We start from the raw sequence: 16,470 nt of genomic DNA, 5'->3' as shown, positions 1-16,470 counted from the left end.
GTGCTCATTTGATGAACACCTTGGCTTGAATTTTAATAAATCCAGCTTGAGATGGTTTGATCCCAGTTTGTGAGTTCTTCTTGTTTGAAGAATAAGTTGATTTCTCTTTCAGCACTTTCTGGTGAGTCTGAGCCATGGATAATGTTTTTTCCAACCGTCAATCCATAGTCTCCTCTTATTGTGCCCGGAAGCGCTTCCTTCGGGTTTGTTTTGCCGATAATCTGTCTTGTGACATCTACTACCTGCTCACCTTGCCATACCATTGCAAATACTGGTCCTGACGTAATAAAGTCAACCAATTCCCCGAAGAATGGTTTTTCTTTATGCTCTCCGTAATGTGTTTCTGCTACTTCTTTTGGAATGCTCATTAGTTTTGCACCAACAAGCTGAAGCCCTTTTTTTTCGAATCTTGACACAATTTCACCGATTAATTGTCTTTCCACACCATCAGGTTTGACCATAAGAAATGTTTTGTCCATATACGTTCTCCACCCCGTCGTTTATGTATGTATAGGCTTACATTGTTACAAAGTGATCGTATCATTTTTTTATATAATAATCAATTTTTGACAAAAAATTTCACAAAAAAACCAATCAACAATATGTTGATTAGAATTTTCGTTTTCCAATATATTTGGCAATGGAAGCGAGTGACGTTTTCGCTCGTCCTCGAGGAAGTTTGTCTAGCTGTTCGAATGCCTTTTTCAAATACATTTCACTCACTCGAATCGAGCGGTCGATCGCATCTGTTTGTTTGAGGTGTTCAATCACAGGTTTTAGCTGGGTTTCCGTTGTTTCACTATTAATCAGCTTTAATTGTCCTTCGAGTGTAGGATTCTTCAGTGCATATAAGACCGGGAGTGTGACATTTCCTTGTAAAAGGTCTCCTCCAACAGGCTTACCAAGCTCTTCTTCAGTTGATGTGAAATCAAGCACATCATCAATGATCTGATAGGACATCCCGACATAGTAGCCAAACCAGTAAAGGGCTTTATGTGTTTTCTCATCTGTACCTGCTGCTATCGCACCTAACTGACAGCTGCCTGCAATGAGCAAGGCTGTTTTTCGTTTGATTCTTCTTAAATATGTACGTAGGTTTTGATCCATATTGTATTTGTCTTTCACTTGCTCGATTTCACCAAGACAGAGCTCGACGACCATCTTTGACAAAATTTCATGCGCCATTGGGTGATTGATCTTTGTCATATACTCAAGAGATCTTGCAAACATATAATCTCCTGTGTACATGGCAATTCGATTGTCCCATTTTGCCTTAATCGTTGGCTTGCCTCTTCTCAGCTCTGCATCATCAATAACATCATCGTGAACGAGCGATGCCATATGAATGAGCTCAAGCGCAACGGCAACATATTTAATTTTATTAATGTCATAGTCGCCAAACATGCCTGAAAGGAGAACAAAAACGGGGCGGATTCGTTTTCCGCCCGCTTGCAGCAAATGAAGACCCGCTTCACTTAATAATGCATAATCAGAGCGAACTGTTTGTTCAAGCTCTTTTTCAATAATATCGATATCATGATTTAAAAAAGAGATCATTGCTTTTAGTTTCATTATTTTCACCCAAATATCGTTTATTCAAAGCTTCTTTCCGATATGTGTTGCTGCTACACCGCCTGTAAATGGATGATACGAGACATCAGACAGACCCGCCTCTTCGAAAAGAGCCGCCAGTTCTTTCATGCCAGGGAACGCTTTGGCTGATTCTTGAAGCCATGAATACTCCTGATAGCTTTTGGCAAACAGTTTACCAAAGAGCGGCATGATGTATTTGAAATAGACATAGTAGCCTTGTTTAAACCCAATCATTTCAGGTTGCGATGTCTCTAGACAGACAACCATTCCACCAGGCTTCACGACTCTTGTCATTTCTTTTAGCACTGTTAAGTAATCAGGGACGTTCCGTAGGCCAAAACCGATCGTGACATAATCAAATGTGTTGTCCTCAAAAGGAAGCTCCATCGCATTGCCGTGAAGCAATTCAATTTGATTATAGCCCCCAGTCTTCACCTTCGTTTCTCCAACACTCAGCATATTTTTACTAAAATCAAGGCCTTTGACTTCGCCTTTGTCTCCAACAGCATCAGCAAGCGCAATGGTCCAATCGGCTGTTCCGCAGCATACGTCTAATGCTTTGGCTCCTTTTTGAACATTCATCAGTTTCATTGTTTTATCGCGCCACTTTTTATGCTGCTTAAAGCTGATGACGGAGTTCATTTGATCATAGTTTTTATAAATTTTTTCAAATACACCGTGTACTCGCTGTTCTTTTGATTGCTGCATGACTTACCCTTCTTCCACTTTCTGATGATACGCAGGTTCATTTTTCATATGATCCAGGCGATTTAATAGCTCTTTTTGAACGACCGGAGATGAAACAAGATGCTCCTTGATGGATCGTTTGGCCTTTTCATAGCCTTCATTCTCAAAGTTGTCAAAACATGTATAGGCGTCCGTATAGCTATCGTTCAAAAAAAGTTTTAAATGTTTGTCATCTTCTGCTTGTTTCATGAAACGCTTATAAACAAGGAAACGACTTGCAATTTCATTCCAATGCGTTAATTGAAAATGCTCAGAAACCCTTTGGAATAACGCAGACTCAACCGTTGCTACACTTTTGTAAAAGTGCGCCGCATCTTGTATGGATCGATCATACAGTCTAATTTTATGTTCATTGATTTCTTTGATCGCCGTTGCGAGCGTGCGAATCATGTAGATGTCTTTCATGTCAGAGAGAAGAGAATAATAGAGACCGCTGAAATAGTCTCCTGCCAGGATCGTCAGCTGACGATTTTTGAATTCGTCTTGTTTGATCGCTGCAGCAGTTGTGACTTCATCATGGGTATCAAGGGCAATTTGCACAAGCATCGCCGTTAAAATATAATTTTCTTTTTTCTCTGCATCAATTTGAGCTTCATCAAACATTGCATGAAAAAGAAGGAGCTTATCTTCATCGATGAGTGGCGCACGTAAATGTTTCGCCAAATAAGGATGAGAAAGCTTTTTATTTAATTTTATATTTAGATTAGATAAAATTCCGTAGATGTCTTGCAAAGATATCACCCTTGTCCCAAAAATTACAGTTTCATATGTAGCCCTGCACATTGTATAGAGATTTATTATACCATATCAGCTCTCACTTTTATGCTATCAAGTGCACTCAAGTATTTATTTCTTTGCTTCGCTTTGAATTTCCCCGAAGCTTGTTTGAATGACAGCATCGCCTCTTACTTTGATCGCTGACGTATGCTCAGTAAATTGTGCAATGATGACTTCACCTTTATCGAGCTTTTCGGAATGGTGAAATCTTGTATCAGAGCCTCTAGTTAGGCCGATGACATTTACACCATTTTCATTGGCTTTAATCACTACAAAATCAGATGCTTTATTTTCACTCAATCTGTTCACCTTCCATCTATCTATTGAATTAGTCGTTTTTAATAAAGGAAAGTACTTCTGCTCTTGCCGCTGCATCATTTGCAAATGTACCGCGTACTGCTGAAGTCACTGTTTTTGCGCCTGGCTTTTTCACTCCGCGCATCGTCATACACATATGCTCTGCTTCAACGACAATCATCACGCCATGCGGATTGAGTGTTTCCACCATACTATCTGCAATGGTTGATGTGATGCGTTCCTGAAGCTGCGGGCGTTTGGCAACAGCCTCTACAGCTCTTGCAAGTTTGCTAAGTCCTGTCACTTTTCCGCCGCGCGGAATATAAGCGACATGCGCTTTTCCGTAAAAAGGGACAAGGTGGTGTTCACACATTGAATGGAAAGCAATATCTTTTACAAGAACGAGTTCTTCGTGGTCTTCACCAAAAATGGTTTTAAAATGTTCTTTTGGATCTTCATTTAATCCCGAGAACACTTCTTCATACATTTTTGCTACTCGTTTAGGGGTATCAAGAAGTCCTTCACGATCTGGATCTTCTCCGATGGCTTTTAATATATCGCGTACTGCGTGTTCGATTAGTTCTTTATTTATTTCACTCATGTATTATATCCTCCAAAGGCGATTACATTTCAATCAGATTCTAGCACACTTCAGATCCTAAAAGCAAAGGAGAGCGTTCTAAACGAACCTTTTGATTCAAAAGGAAAAGCCCCTTATGAAAGGGGCTTTTCTAGACCAGTGTGAAACTGTATATGTATAACTCCTGCAATAGGATCATTACACATAACGATTATTTACCTGCCACCGCGTCTTTAAGTGCTTTACCTGGTTTGAAAGCAGGTACTTTGCTTGCAGGGATTTCGATCTCTGCACCAGTTTGTGGGTTACGTCCTTTACGAGCTGAACGCTCACGTACTTCAAAGTTACCAAAACCGATAAGTTGGATTTTGTCACCATTTTTAAGTGCATCTAAAATTGTATCAAAAACAGAATCAACTGCTTTTGTCGCGTCTTTTTTAGATAACTCGCTTGCTTCAGCAACCGCGTTAATAAGTTCTGTCTTGTTCATGCCTTTCACCTCCTCCCAAAAATATGCATTCAGTAGATTGTTATCATTTCTTCACAATTCATCTTCTTTCTATACACTTTTTTCGAAAAAAAGAGCGTCTAGAAAGCGGTATACATGGCTTTTCATTAGAAAACAACTCTTTGAAGGAATGTTTGTCCAGCAAAGTGAAGATTTTCTGTAAGTAGATTAACACATATGAAATACCATATCAAGCATTTTAAAGGGAAGAATCCTTATTCGTCAAGGATTAAGGGCACTTTTACGAACGAATATTCCTAATTTCAGCCTGAATCTGACTAATCTTTATACAATTGTCTTTTTATGACTCATTCCTTACGCAAAAAAAGACCCCTGTCAATGAGAGGTCTCACATGCTATAGAATAATCGCGATCAAACCGCCTGATCCTTCGTTGATGATTCTTTCAAGTGTTTCTTTCAGTTTATATCTTGCATTTTCTGGCATCAGTGACAGCTTTGCTTGAATGCCTTCTCTGACAAGGGAGCTGAGTGAGCGCCCAAATATATCTGAATTCCAAATCGAAAGCGGATCATCTTCAAAGTCTTGCATTAAGTAGCGGACGAGCTCTTCACTTTGTTTCTCTGTTCCGATAATCGGTGCAAATTCACTTTCTACATCTACCTTAATCATATGAATAGATGGCGCAACCGCCTTTAGTCTTACGCCGAATCTCGAGCCCTGTCTAATGATTTCTGGCTCATCTAAACTCATATCTGACAAGGCCGGGGCCGCAATTCCGTATCCCGTCTGCTTCACCATTTTTAAGGCATCTGATACTTGATCATATTCTGTCTTCGCATGCGCAAAATCTTGCATGAGCTCTAGAAGATGGTCTTTCCCTCTAATTTCTACACCAACCACTTCTTTTAGAATATGATCATATAGATCATCTGGGGCGTACAGGTCAATCTCCGCAATCCCTTGACCCATTTCAATCCCTGCTAAGCCCGCTCTTTCAATAAAGTCAAATTCACTGAACTGGCCAACAACACGGTCAACATCTCTTAATCTTTTAATATCCTTTACGGTTTCCTTCACTGAGTCCTGATAGCTTTCTCTCAGCCAATGATCTTCTTTCAGCACCATGACCCAGCTTGGCAGGTTCACATTCACCTCTAGGACTGGGAATTCATATAATGCTTCACGAAGCACACTAAGGACGTCTTGCTCTCTCATACTTTCTACACTCATGGAAAGTACTGGAATATCATATTTTTGGCTCAGTTCCTGCCGCAGCGCTTCTGTTTCAGGATGATAGGGTCTCACAGAGTTGATCACCATAATAAACGGCTTTCCTACCTCTTTGAGTTCATCAATCACACGTTCTTCAGATTCAATATAATCATGTCTTGGAATTTCTCCAATAGAACCATCCGTTGTAATCACAACACCGATGGTTGAATGCTCTTGAATGACCTTGCGTGTGCCAATTTCCGCTGCTTCATGGAACGGAATTGGCTCTTCATACCACGGCGTGTTGATCATTCTTGGACCATTTTCATCTTCATACCCGCGCGCACCAGGGACTGTGTATCCTACACAATCGACAAGCCTGATGTTGACATCAAGACCGTCACTCACATGAATCGATGCCGCTTGATTCGGTACAAATTTTGGCTCAGTGGTCATAATGGTTTTTCCTGCTGCGCTTTGCGGCAATTCATCCTGTGCTCTTGCACGATCTGCCTCATTATTGATATTCGGGAGCACCACGAGCTCCATAAACTTTTTAATAAACGTAGATTTCCCTGTACGAACAGCGCCAACGACTCCTAAATATATATCGCCTCCTGTTCGTTCAGCGATATCCTTGAAAATATCGACTTTTTCCAAGTGATCCCCTCCCGGACTTGCTATCCTCGTTTTCAAATAAAATACTCTATTCTTCAATCAAACTTGCTTGAAAGGTGTCTGGACAATATATGTGTATGACGTTGTCCTATTTGAATATGACACCTTTTTTTGTTTTGAGAGTATGTTTAGCCATAAAAAAACCTTTCTCCTCATTTATATGCAGAGGAAAAAGGTTCATTCTTGTTTATGACGTCTTTTTTTCTAAAAAGTCAGGCTCACCTTTTTTGTTGATGGTATATGGGACAGAAAACGCGGGTACAAACGGGGTTTCCTGCCAATAGACATCTTGAATGTTTTCACCTGGTTTCAGCTTTCGTTTCGTATTCTTCAAAATATGAGCAAAATCACTGCGGTAATCCACATAGATTTCGCCATTTGATGAAATCAGTAATGGGAGGGAATTCCCTGTCACCGGGCTCATGACCGTAGGCGGCGATTTTAAGCCTAGCTTTTTTTCATTTAACGTATATAAATTGTTTGATACTACTTTGCCGTATGGCGGATATGTATGTTCATCTTGATATATCTTGATTCTAAGCCGTAATTCACTGATAGTTTGCGTCATTTTGACATCAAGCAGTTTCACAGTTGGGTTTTTTTCGACGTCTGTGAGGACATACATATATTCCCCTCCGCCTTCAAAGGATGTAGACGGTACATCGTGTAAATATCTTGGTGACAAGCGCTTAAAGTCGATGACGTACTTTTGATAAACCGGCGTGTCTGCTTCTTTCGTTTCAATCGGCAAAAGACCATTTGTTGCTTTTTGAAATTCCTCAATCGCTGTCTGAACGCTTTGCAGCTGCTCTTCGTACGGCACACGGTTTTCAGTTTTGCGATTTTCTGGATACAGACATCCTGTTAGTAAAATAAGTGCTAACAACGTGACACTGACTTTTGCTTTGATCATCACATTCTTCCTTTTTCTTTATTCATTGACCGGCCCGCTAAATACAACTAAAAACACAATGATACCTGATATCAGCATCAAGCTGTATGCGACGGTCGAGGCTGTTATTTTAAGAAACCGGCTCTTCAGCTTAAATCGACTGAAATAAATGGTTACTACAGCTAAAAACATGAGCCCCATTGAACCAAGTGCAAACCACATCTTGATTAAAGCAAAACTCATCGTGCCTGTCCCCCTTTAAAACGAACAAATTGTAAGCGTTTATATTTCATTCTAAACCAAAAATAAGGTAAATATCAATCATTTTTCCAATCATTCAGAAAAAAGCGCATAAAAAAACTGAAGCAAAGAGGGGGACTCCGCTTCAGTCATTAGGTCGACTATTTTTCCTCATTCTGTAGAGGCAAAGCTCTATTCAAACTTCATTGCTATGTTATGCAAGTCTTCCCCTTCTTGCATCCTCTACATGCCTAAGTTCAGTCTTCCATTTATTTTGTTTGGTTTTCAAACATGTTCACAAGGTCTTCCATTTCATGTGTTTTCACACGTGCCATCAATGATTCGACCGCATCGTCGACCTTTTTCCCTTCAAACAGGACGTGGTAAAGCGCCTCTGTGATCGGCATGCTGACCTTGTATTCTTTGGAGAGCTGATAAGCGCCTTTTGTTGTACGGACGCCTTCGACGACCATCCCCATTTTTTCAAGCACTTCTTCAAGCTTATACCCTTTACCAAGCAGATTTCCGCAGCGCCAGTTACGTGAATGAACACTTGTACATGTCACGATCAAATCTCCAACGCCCGTTAAACCGGCAAATGTCAGAGGATTCCCTCCCATTTTTGTACCGAGACGTGCGATTTCAGCGAGTCCTCTAGTGATGAGCGCCGCTTTTGCATTGTCACCATATCCAAGCCCGTCTGTGATCCCTGCTGCAAGAGCAATGATATTTTTCAGTGCGCCGCCAATTTCTACACCAATCACATCAGGGTTTGTATAAACTCTAAAGTTGTTGTTCATGAACAAATCTTGAACAAATTGAGCCGCTTCAATATTTTCTGATGAGACAGTGACAGTTGTCGGGTGACGCAAGCCTACTTCCTCGGCGTGGCTCGGTCCTGATAAGACGACAACAGCTTCTCTTTTCTCATCCGGGACTTCTTGTTCAATCATTTGAGATATTCTCAGAAGTGTATCTGGTTCAATTCCTTTACTTACATGGACAAACGGCACTTTCGACGTAATCAGCTCATTTGCCTGCTTCAACACTTCACGAATGGCCTTTGTTGGCACAGCGACAATAATAGAGTCTGTCCCCTCTAACGCCTGCTTCATGTCTGTCGTCGCCTGAATGGACGCAGGCAGTGCGACATTTGGCAAGTAATCATGATTTTCATGTTTCTCATTGATTTGGTCAATGAGCTCTTGTCTATGTCCCCACATGTGTACATCATGATGATTATCAGCTAATACAAGAGCAAGGGCTGTTCCCCAGCTTCCTGCTCCAAGTACTGAAATTTTCTTCATTCTGCTCACCCTTTTTATTTTCTCGCTCTCGCAAATATTTTAATCGGTGTTCCTTCAAAACCAAACGCATCTCGAATGCGATTTTCTAGGAAACGTTCATAAGAAAAGTGCATAAGCTCTGGATCGTTTACAAATACAACAAAGGACGGAGGCTTAATCGCCACCTGTGTCGCATAGTAAATTTTCAGGCGCTGTCCATTATGAGTCGGCGTTGGATTCATTGCTACTGCATCCATGATGATATCGTTCAAAATATTCGTTTGAACGCGCATCGCATGATTTTCACTAGCTGTAATAATGGACGGCATTAACGTATGAATTCTCTTTTTCGTGAGAGCAGACATAAACAAGACAGGAGCATAATCTAGGAATTGAAAATGCTCACGAATGTTTTGCTCAAATTCCTTCATCGTACGCTCATCTTTTTCAACAGCGTCCCATTTGTTCACAACGATCACAACGGCTTTACCAGCTTCGTGTGCATAGCCCGCAATACGTTTATCCTGCTCAATAATGCCTTCTTCACCGTCTAGAACAACAGCGACAACATCAGAACGATCAATGGCTTTTAATGCACGAAGCACACTGTATTTCTCTGTTGTTTCGTATACTTTTCCTTTTTTTCTCATACCTGCTGTATCAACAATGACAAAATCACGCTGATTATACGTAAACATCGTATCGACAGCATCTCTTGTTGTACCAGCGATGTTGCTGACAATGACGCGGTCTTCTCCGAGCATCGCATTCACTAAAGAAGATTTCCCTACATTCGGGCGACCGATTAAGCAGAACTGGACAACTTGTTCGTCATACTGCGTATCTGGTAAGTTCTTAAAGTGTTCTGCAACAGCATCAAGTAGATCACCAAGACCTAATCCGTGCGTTCCAGAAATCGGATATGGCTCGCCAAACCCTAGTGCATAAAAGTCATACACGTCACTTCTCATTTCAGGGTTGTCCAGTTTATTGACAGCAAGTACAACTGGCTTTTTCGTGCGATATAAAATTTTTGCGACTTCTTCATCCGCTGATGTCACACCATCTCGGCCATTCACCATAAAGATAATGACATCCGCTTCATCCATTGCAATTTCTGCTTGATGGCGAATTTGCGCTAAAAATGGCTCATCTCCAATATCAATTCCACCAGTATCTATTAAGTTAAAGTCATAATTTAACCATTCAGCAGAGCTATAAATACGATCTCTTGTTACACCAGGTGTGTCTTCTACAATCGATATTCTTTCGCCTGCGATTCGATTAAAAATTGTAGATTTTCCAACGTTGGGCCTTCCAACAATGGCTACGACAGGTTTACCCATAGTACCCTTCCTTTCAATCCAGCCGCGATTCAATATGTTCATCATCATGTTTCAACCGGGATTTAAAATTTTCATTCAGTTTTATGAAATAAACCCTTCAAACATGAAGGGTTCAACTTATATATTATATCAATTTTTAATCAGACCACAATGAATAACTTAAAAATGTTTGACAATCAAGTAAAGATCTTCTCCAATTCCGTGTGCAATTCCATCTAAAATGGCCTCTAAATTCATGGCGTACATGTCGAGTTCTTCTTTATTTTCACAGAAAAAAACGGCTGTTCCGCCCATGACCCGCTCTTTATTTGTTGTAGCCACAGCGAGTATAAATTGTTCAATGGTGTTCGCCATGCCCTATTACCTCACTTTCTTTTTTATGAACTCTGTCGGCATTCTGATGGCATTTTCTAAAATGGGTACTTCTTCTAATACACGGACAGCGAGATCTTCACGATACCATTGCGGTAAAATGAACACGCCAAGTGTGCCGTTATTCAAATCACGCTTTGCGAGCGGACAGAGTGATGGTTCACCAGAGTCGCGATACACACCAAGTACATTGGATAAATCAAATAAAATGGCTTGCCGCTGCCCAAGGTTGGCAATCGTTGTGGCTGCGTTGAAATTTTTCGGTGTCAAAATAAAGCCCATCCCATGCTCTAATATGAGCTTTTGCTTTTCGGGCAGTCCGATATTCATGATGTAAATATCGTTCACATAGAGCCCTGCCCCATCAAAGCGAAGCTCTCCTTTTTGTATGTTGACAATATCCTTTAATTGGCTGCCAGACATTAATAGCTTTGCCAAGAAAAAACAAAGAATACCGACCACTGTCCCAATAACGAGCGAGAAGAAAATACAGGCTGTGGTCGTAATCAGTGCCGTGAGAATCGCAATATAATTTCGGCTTTCAAAGGCAATGGCAATGCCTTCTATATATGTACTGCCTCTTGAGACTAGCTCATATGAATCCATTTGAGTTAACGTATTTCTTTCCATATTGCGGACATCTCGGAATTGCGTGGCCGCCAGCGTGAGAAAGGTAATCGCCGTAAATTCCTCCTGAATGAGTGCAGGCATAATGATCGCACCAAGCCCTGAAGCGATAAAACCAAGCGCAATGTGAATCACTTGTCCATGAATATACGTAGGGTATTGCCGGTAATCTGTTCTTAACATATAAAGCCTGGCCGCCATCCCAAAGATGACACCAATAATCACAGGAAACGTATAATCCGTCATGTTGATTTTGCAGCCCCTTTTACTGGTTTTCTTGATGAACGGGCGTTCAAGAGCTTTTCAAGCTGATCGACACCTAATAGGAAGATGGACCCTTGAACAACAAGGGACAGAAAAGAGAGATCTCCTATGACAATCGATGATGTCAGGCGGTGAATTGTGAGCGCATAAAGAGCTTCGCCAAGACATACAGCCATCATCCATAGGGTGACTCGTTCTGTGAAATGATGTCCATATGTCAAAGACATCAAGATCAGCAAGGCAAATACGACCCAATCCACTTTTATTAGCGTGAACCAAACCGGATCATATAATGCAAAAATCATAAAAAAGGCATATGCGCTCACCATAGAACCTAATTGTATGATTCTCATTATTTTATGCCCAGACCGGAATATAACGAAACCCGCACATGCATATAAAAAGGTCATCAAGTACCCCGCATTCAGGCTCATATCAAATATGGATATCATGAAATGACTACATATAATATGGACAAGGACAAAGACGCCTAGCACATTGCGCCATGAGCTTTTTTCCATAATAAATGTCACGATAATCCAAACGAACCATATGGACCAATAATAGTACAAAGCCTCCAACGTCTCATCACCTCAATTACATTATGGGAAAATCCCCAATTTTTAAACGTAAGAGATCGCTTTGGGCATTGTATGAAATAAACAAGAGGTGACACCCTAATGGTTGAGGAGGGATGTATGATGGGAAAAGATAGACAGGAAAAACGCTTAAAGGCATCAAAAAGAGTGGAATCTGACCGTGATCAATCCATTCATTATAAAGGGGCAACAGCATTAGAAGGTCCAGATAGTGCGCGAAAAAGAAATCAATAAAAAAAAGCATGTGATGACCACATGCCTTAGATGTTTAAGGGCTAAACTTGCTTTTAGTCCTTTTTCTTATTTGATCTTAAACTATAGTATGTTGTGTCGATGCCTCTTTCTTTGAGCCAATGACTCGTTTCACCTGAAATGACAAGTTGGGTTTGTCTCAGCTCTTCAATGGTCTTCACGCCAAGGACTGTCATCATCATCTTCACATCTTCTTGAAGATCTATGATATTCGCGATGAGACCGCTCTCCCCTCCGTCAGTCAGTGATTTTAATAAAAAGCCAGCTAGACCAGCAGCGGATGCGCCAAGTGCGATTGATTTTGTTACATCAAGGGCGTCTTGTATACCTCCCGAGGCTAAAATCGTTTGATCTGGAAAACTTGTATGTACTTCAGCAAGACTCGCTGCAGTTGGAATCCCCCATTGATCAAAATAATGAAGTGCTTTTTGGCGGCGAAGATTTTCGATCTTAGAAAAGTTCGTACCACCAAATCCGCCTACATCAACGGCCGCAACCCCAGCATGAAATAACTTTTTGGCCGTTTCCTTGCTCATGCCAAATCCAACTTCTTTTACGACAACAGGCACACCAACTGATTCATTGATGGCTGCGATGCGCTCAAGTGCCCCCCTGAAATCACGGTCTCCTTCAGGCATGACAATCTCTTGAATCACATTTAAATGAATCTGGAGCATATTGGCCTCCAGCATCTCAACGGCTTCCTTCGCTTGCTTCATCGTTGCCTCACTGCCTAGGTTCGCAAAGACAATTCCATCTGGATTCACTTTACGAACAACTTCATACGTACGTCTTTCTTCTTTATCTTTCAGTGCAGCCATTTGCGATCCAACTGCCACCGGAATATTGGTTTCCTTCGCTGCGATCGATAAAGAGCGATTAATCTCATAGGTCGATTTTCCGCCTCCGCCAGTCATTGCATTGATAAAAATTGGCGAACCGAAAGTCAGTCCGCCAATTGTTGAATGTGTATCAATTTGTGATGTTGCAAGATCTGGTAAACTGGCGTGAACGAAGGAAACATCTTTTAAACCTGTTGCTGCATGCTGTCCAGTGGACAAGGCATGTTCAATATGCTGCTTCTTTCTTTCTGCTCGCGTCAATTTTGATCACCAAATTATTTTAATTTATTGAGCTTATCTCCGATCAGGTCACCAAGCTGGAATCCACTTGTGTTTTCTTCTTTCGCCTGATATTGACGATAATTCTCTTCGATTTGTTTTTCAGGATTTTCTTCTAAATCACGGATGCTTAGTGAAATGCGTTCTTCATCTTCATTCACATCAAGCACTTTTACTTTCACAGTCTGCCCTTCTTCAAGGACTTCATGCGGCGTACCGATATGTTTATGAGAGATTTGAGAAATATGCACAAGTCCTTCGACGCCTGGCAGAATTTCAACAAATGCACCAAAGCTCACTAGACGTTGAACAGTTCCTTCAAGCACATCACCTTGTTTTACCTTTTCACCAATCTGGCTCCAAGGTCCTGGTAATGTTTCTTTAATAGATAGTGAGATACGTTCGTTATCACGATCAACAGCAAGTACTTTGACCTGGACTTCCTGGCCTTCTTCCACTACGTCAGATGGCTTTTCAACATGCGCATGGGATAGTTGAGAAATGTGAACCAATCCATCAATGCCGCCAATGTCTACAAATGCACCAAAATCAGTAAGGCGTTGCACTTTACCATCAATCACACTGCCTACTTCAAGTTTTTGCAAGAAGTCTTGCTTTTTGTCTAATTGCTCTTGCTCCACTACTGCACGGTGCGAGAGAATCACACGATTTTTTTCGCGGTCAAGTTCGACCACGACAAGTGAGAGTGTTTTACCTTTGTAGTCTGAAAAGTCCTCAACATAGTGCGCTTCTACAAGAGATGCAGGAATAAATCCACGCACACCAATGTCTACGACAAGACCACCTTTTACAACGTCTTTTACTTCAGCTTCAAATACTTCTTTTGTTTCAAACTTTTTCTCTAGGTCTTCCCAAGCGCGGTCTGCATCAACAGCACGTTTCGATAAAATCAAAGCATCGTCTTCGACTTTTGTTACTTTAAGCTCTAATTCGTCGCCATCTTTCACGACATCTGATGCTTTTTCAACGTGAAGACTTGATAATTCACTGATTGGGATGATCCCAGGTTGTTTCACATTGACGATATCTACATTGACATGCTTGTCCTCAACTTTAGAAACAATCCCTTTCACTACATCTCCAACCTCTGGTACCTGAACATCGATTTGATTCATTTCCTCTGTCATTTCGATAACCTCCTTGGTCCAAACCTACACAGCTTAGTTAAAACGACTGGGTGAATATGTGTCTTAAGCATGATGATTGCCAGCCGAGTATGTATTATAGAAACATTCAAATCAACAGAATTGCTTGAATGATCAATAAAAATAGTATTAGTATAAACTTCTAATAAAAGACCTTGTTTGTCAAGAGATAAACCTCTAACTTATAAAAGTTTTCTAAAATTTCTTACAGTTTCTCCACACGGTCTGCTGCATCTAAAATTTTACCTGCTACCTCTTGAATGGTAAGAGAAGTTGTGTCAATCTCAATGGCGTCATCCGCTTTCTTAAGCGGTGAAACTTCGCGCTCAGAGTCAAGCTTGTCACGTCTTGCAATCTCTTCGATCAGCTGATCGTAATTGACATCGTAGCCTTTTTTCTGATTCTCTTCAAAGCGGCGTTTTGCTCTTTCTTCTACAGATGCAAGCAAGAAAATTTTCACTTCGGCATCTGGAAGAACGTGAGTACCTATGTCTCTTCCGTCCATCACGACACCGCCTTTTTTACCAAGCTCTTGCTGCCTGCGGACCATTTCTTCCCGAACAGCTCTGTGCTTTGCGACAACCGATACTTGGTTGCTCACGCGGTCTGTGCGAATCTCTTCTGTCACATCGGTATTGTCTAGATGCACTTTTTGACCCTCGCCTGTTGAGACAAGTTCAATCACCGTTTTCTTTAGTAGTGCATCAAGCGCCTGCTCGTCTTCAAGATCTACACCATGGTGAAGTGCCGCAAGCGTAATCGCGCGGTACATGGCACCTGTATCGATATAAATATATGATTTTTTTGCTGCGACAATTTTTGCCACAGTGCTTTTTCCTGCTGCTGCAGGACCGTCAATTGCGATAGATAATTTCTTTTTCATAATACCTCTCCTTGATTGAATCTCCCTTATGAATTGTAACACGATCACCGGTCAAACGGGGGAATTTTCTATCAATCCTTCTGCTTAAACGTCTCGATCCAATCTTCAATGCTCATGTTATTTACACCCTCGTATTGCACGACTTTTGACAAAAATAGTTCTCCTTTTGTCAAATGAAGTGTGATCTGAACGGCTAATAATAAGACAAGCTGAATGAGCACCGCTTTAAATAGCCATCTTTCCATTGTTTTCATACAAAAAGCCTCCACGCTAGATTCTATTACCTCTAGTATGGAAGCTTTTAACATCCTTTATTCTTATGCTTTTTTCACACGTGTTAAAAGCTGCTGCTGGAAGCAGTACTTCATAATGTGCTGCTGCTGATCATTTGTGATCTCAGAAAACTCCATGATCGCTCTTGTTTTGCCAGTCTGCTCATCTTGATAAACTCGGCTCATCTCTGCAACCGCTTTAATTTTAACAGGCTCTTTCAGCGGAAGTTCAAACTCTGTGATCACTTCTCCGTATTCTTTCAATGAGACACCTTCAGGAACAGCAATTGCTAAGCCGCCAGCACTCATATTGACAATAAACGTGTCAAAGGATTCTTCACCCGTTTGCGTGATCGCGGTTTTGACCATTGTATCGACTCTCAGGTATTCTCTACGCTGAAGCCGAATCATTTCTTCTTTTGGCGGAATGGAAATGACGATCATCGGAATATCTTCTTTCCTCTTGCCGATGACTTCGCTTGTGCATTTGTATGGAATTTGATTTTCATCGAAAAAGAAAACGGTGATTTCTGTTTGCTGGTTTAAATAGATCGTGCGTCCCGTTTCTTTATCAGCTGGATAATTAATGCAAATATCATCGTTATTATTTTCCAAAACTTTCGATTTTGCAGTTTTCACTTCTTTGTTCTCATTGACATATTCAATTGTGATTGCATCCCCTATTTGTAACATTCCTCATCACTCTTTTCATCTGTGAAATCATATCCTCTCCTATATTAAACCATGTATAAAACAAAAGGAAAAGGCTTATTCGCCTTTTCCTCGTTTCCTTTT

General features: G+C 41.0%; 21 protein-coding genes. 1 reads left to right on the top strand and 20 read right to left on the bottom strand.

What is annotated here, in order from left to right; genetic code table 11:
* Window positions 1–32: 32 nt before the first annotated feature.
* The 15 genes from ndk to QRN39_RS18475 form a co-directional block, all read right to left on the bottom strand.
* On the bottom strand, window positions 33–479 hold the full coding sequence (gene ndk / locus QRN39_RS09840) for a nucleoside-diphosphate kinase (protein ID WP_003216015.1): 447 nt from the start codon (window positions 477–479) through the stop codon (window positions 33–35).
* Between the two features lie 130 nt (window positions 480–609).
* Complete coding sequence (gene hepT / locus QRN39_RS09835; protein WP_003215649.1) at window positions 610–1,572, bottom strand: heptaprenyl diphosphate synthase component II; 963 nt, start codon at window positions 1,570–1,572, stop codon at window positions 610–612.
* A 24-nt stretch (window positions 1,573–1,596) separates the two neighbouring features.
* Window positions 1,597–2,301 (bottom strand): demethylmenaquinone methyltransferase, encoded by a 705-nt coding sequence (locus QRN39_RS09830; protein WP_003215527.1) that lies wholly within the window; start codon window positions 2,299–2,301, stop codon window positions 1,597–1,599.
* Window positions 2,302–2,304: 3 nt separating this feature from the next.
* Entirely contained in the window at window positions 2,305–3,072 is a 768-nt protein-coding gene (locus QRN39_RS09825) for a heptaprenyl diphosphate synthase component 1 (RefSeq protein WP_003215666.1), read from the bottom strand.
* Window positions 3,073–3,186: 114 nt separating this feature from the next.
* The gene (gene mtrB, locus QRN39_RS09820; protein WP_003216082.1) at window positions 3,187–3,417 is read right to left on the bottom strand and encodes a trp RNA-binding attenuation protein MtrB; all 231 of its coding nucleotides are present in this window, start codon (window positions 3,415–3,417) and stop codon (window positions 3,187–3,189) included.
* Between the two features lie 28 nt (window positions 3,418–3,445).
* Window positions 3,446–4,015, bottom strand: coding sequence for a GTP cyclohydrolase I FolE (folE, locus tag QRN39_RS09815; RefSeq protein WP_003215789.1), 570 nt, complete (start codon window positions 4,013–4,015; stop codon window positions 3,446–3,448).
* A gap of 190 nt (window positions 4,016–4,205) precedes the next feature.
* Window positions 4,206–4,484, bottom strand: coding sequence for a non-specific DNA-binding protein Hbs (gene hbs / locus QRN39_RS09810; protein ID WP_003215863.1), 279 nt, complete (start codon window positions 4,482–4,484; stop codon window positions 4,206–4,208).
* Between the two features lie 374 nt (window positions 4,485–4,858).
* Window positions 4,859–6,337, bottom strand: a complete 1,479-nt coding sequence (spoIVA, locus tag QRN39_RS09805) for a stage IV sporulation protein A (RefSeq protein ID WP_003215616.1) — start codon at window positions 6,335–6,337, stop codon at window positions 4,859–4,861.
* A 205-nt stretch (window positions 6,338–6,542) separates the two neighbouring features.
* Window positions 6,543–7,268: a hypothetical protein gene (locus tag QRN39_RS09800; RefSeq protein WP_003215852.1), complete on the bottom strand. Its 726-nt coding sequence runs from the start codon at window positions 7,266–7,268 to the stop codon at window positions 6,543–6,545.
* A gap of 18 nt (window positions 7,269–7,286) precedes the next feature.
* On the bottom strand, window positions 7,287–7,490 hold the full coding sequence (locus QRN39_RS09795) for a DUF2768 domain-containing protein (RefSeq protein WP_034318888.1): 204 nt from the start codon (window positions 7,488–7,490) through the stop codon (window positions 7,287–7,289).
* A 266-nt stretch (window positions 7,491–7,756) separates the two neighbouring features.
* Window positions 7,757–8,794 carry an NAD(P)H-dependent glycerol-3-phosphate dehydrogenase gene (locus QRN39_RS09790; RefSeq protein ID WP_253622465.1) on the bottom strand — a complete coding sequence of 346 codons (1,038 nt, stop codon included), beginning with the start codon at window positions 8,792–8,794 and terminating at the stop codon, window positions 7,757–7,759.
* A gap of 14 nt (window positions 8,795–8,808) precedes the next feature.
* Complete coding sequence (gene der / locus QRN39_RS09785) at window positions 8,809–10,119, bottom strand: ribosome biogenesis GTPase Der (RefSeq protein ID WP_003215663.1); 1,311 nt, start codon at window positions 10,117–10,119, stop codon at window positions 8,809–8,811.
* Window positions 10,120–10,278: 159 nt separating this feature from the next.
* The gene (locus QRN39_RS09780; RefSeq protein WP_003215794.1) at window positions 10,279–10,473 is read right to left on the bottom strand and encodes a capping complex subunit for YIEGIA; all 195 of its coding nucleotides are present in this window, start codon (window positions 10,471–10,473) and stop codon (window positions 10,279–10,281) included.
* 6 nt (window positions 10,474–10,479) lie between these two features.
* The gene (locus QRN39_RS09775; protein ID WP_003215905.1) at window positions 10,480–11,364 is read right to left on the bottom strand and encodes a YIEGIA family protein; all 885 of its coding nucleotides are present in this window, start codon (window positions 11,362–11,364) and stop codon (window positions 10,480–10,482) included.
* Window positions 11,361–11,954 carry a YphA family membrane protein gene (locus QRN39_RS18475; protein WP_438824834.1) on the bottom strand — a complete coding sequence of 198 codons (594 nt, stop codon included), beginning with the start codon at window positions 11,952–11,954 and terminating at the stop codon, window positions 11,361–11,363. Before QRN39_RS18475 ends, QRN39_RS09775 begins: the two co-directional genes overlap by 4 nt.
* Window positions 11,955–12,083: 129 nt before the next feature.
* Here QRN39_RS18475 and QRN39_RS09765 point away from each other — a divergent pair, with 129 nt between their 5' ends.
* Complete coding sequence (locus QRN39_RS09765) at window positions 12,084–12,215, top strand: YpzI family protein (protein ID WP_003215762.1); 132 nt, start codon at window positions 12,084–12,086, stop codon at window positions 12,213–12,215.
* 53 nt (window positions 12,216–12,268) lie between these two features.
* Here QRN39_RS09765 and fni read toward each other — a convergent pair whose 3' ends face one another.
* The 5 genes from fni to QRN39_RS09740 form a co-directional block, all read right to left on the bottom strand.
* Window positions 12,269–13,336 (bottom strand): type 2 isopentenyl-diphosphate Delta-isomerase, encoded by a 1,068-nt coding sequence (gene fni, locus QRN39_RS09760; RefSeq protein WP_284907116.1) that lies wholly within the window; start codon window positions 13,334–13,336, stop codon window positions 12,269–12,271.
* Window positions 13,337–13,350: 14 nt separating this feature from the next.
* Window positions 13,351–14,502: a 30S ribosomal protein S1 gene (gene rpsA, locus QRN39_RS09755; RefSeq protein ID WP_003215529.1), complete on the bottom strand. Its 1,152-nt coding sequence runs from the start codon at window positions 14,500–14,502 to the stop codon at window positions 13,351–13,353.
* 223 nt (window positions 14,503–14,725) lie between these two features.
* Window positions 14,726–15,403: a (d)CMP kinase gene (gene cmk, locus QRN39_RS09750; RefSeq protein WP_003216003.1), complete on the bottom strand. Its 678-nt coding sequence runs from the start codon at window positions 15,401–15,403 to the stop codon at window positions 14,726–14,728.
* Between the two features lie 71 nt (window positions 15,404–15,474).
* Window positions 15,475–15,657, bottom strand: a complete 183-nt coding sequence (locus tag QRN39_RS09745; protein WP_003215744.1) for a DUF5359 family protein — start codon at window positions 15,655–15,657, stop codon at window positions 15,475–15,477.
* Window positions 15,658–15,720: 63 nt separating this feature from the next.
* On the bottom strand, window positions 15,721–16,368 hold the full coding sequence (locus QRN39_RS09740; RefSeq protein WP_268458326.1) for a flagellar brake protein: 648 nt from the start codon (window positions 16,366–16,368) through the stop codon (window positions 15,721–15,723).
* Between the last annotated feature and the right edge of the window lie 102 nt (window positions 16,369–16,470).

The sequence above is a fragment of the Bacillus sp. lyk4-R2A-2 genome (assembly GCF_030209735.1).
GTDB classification, from domain to species: Bacteria; Bacillota; Bacilli; order Bacillales; family Bacillaceae; genus Bacillus; species Bacillus pumilus.
Note: the sequence above shows the minus strand (reverse complement) of the source record. Positions and strands in the feature narration are given on the sequence as shown.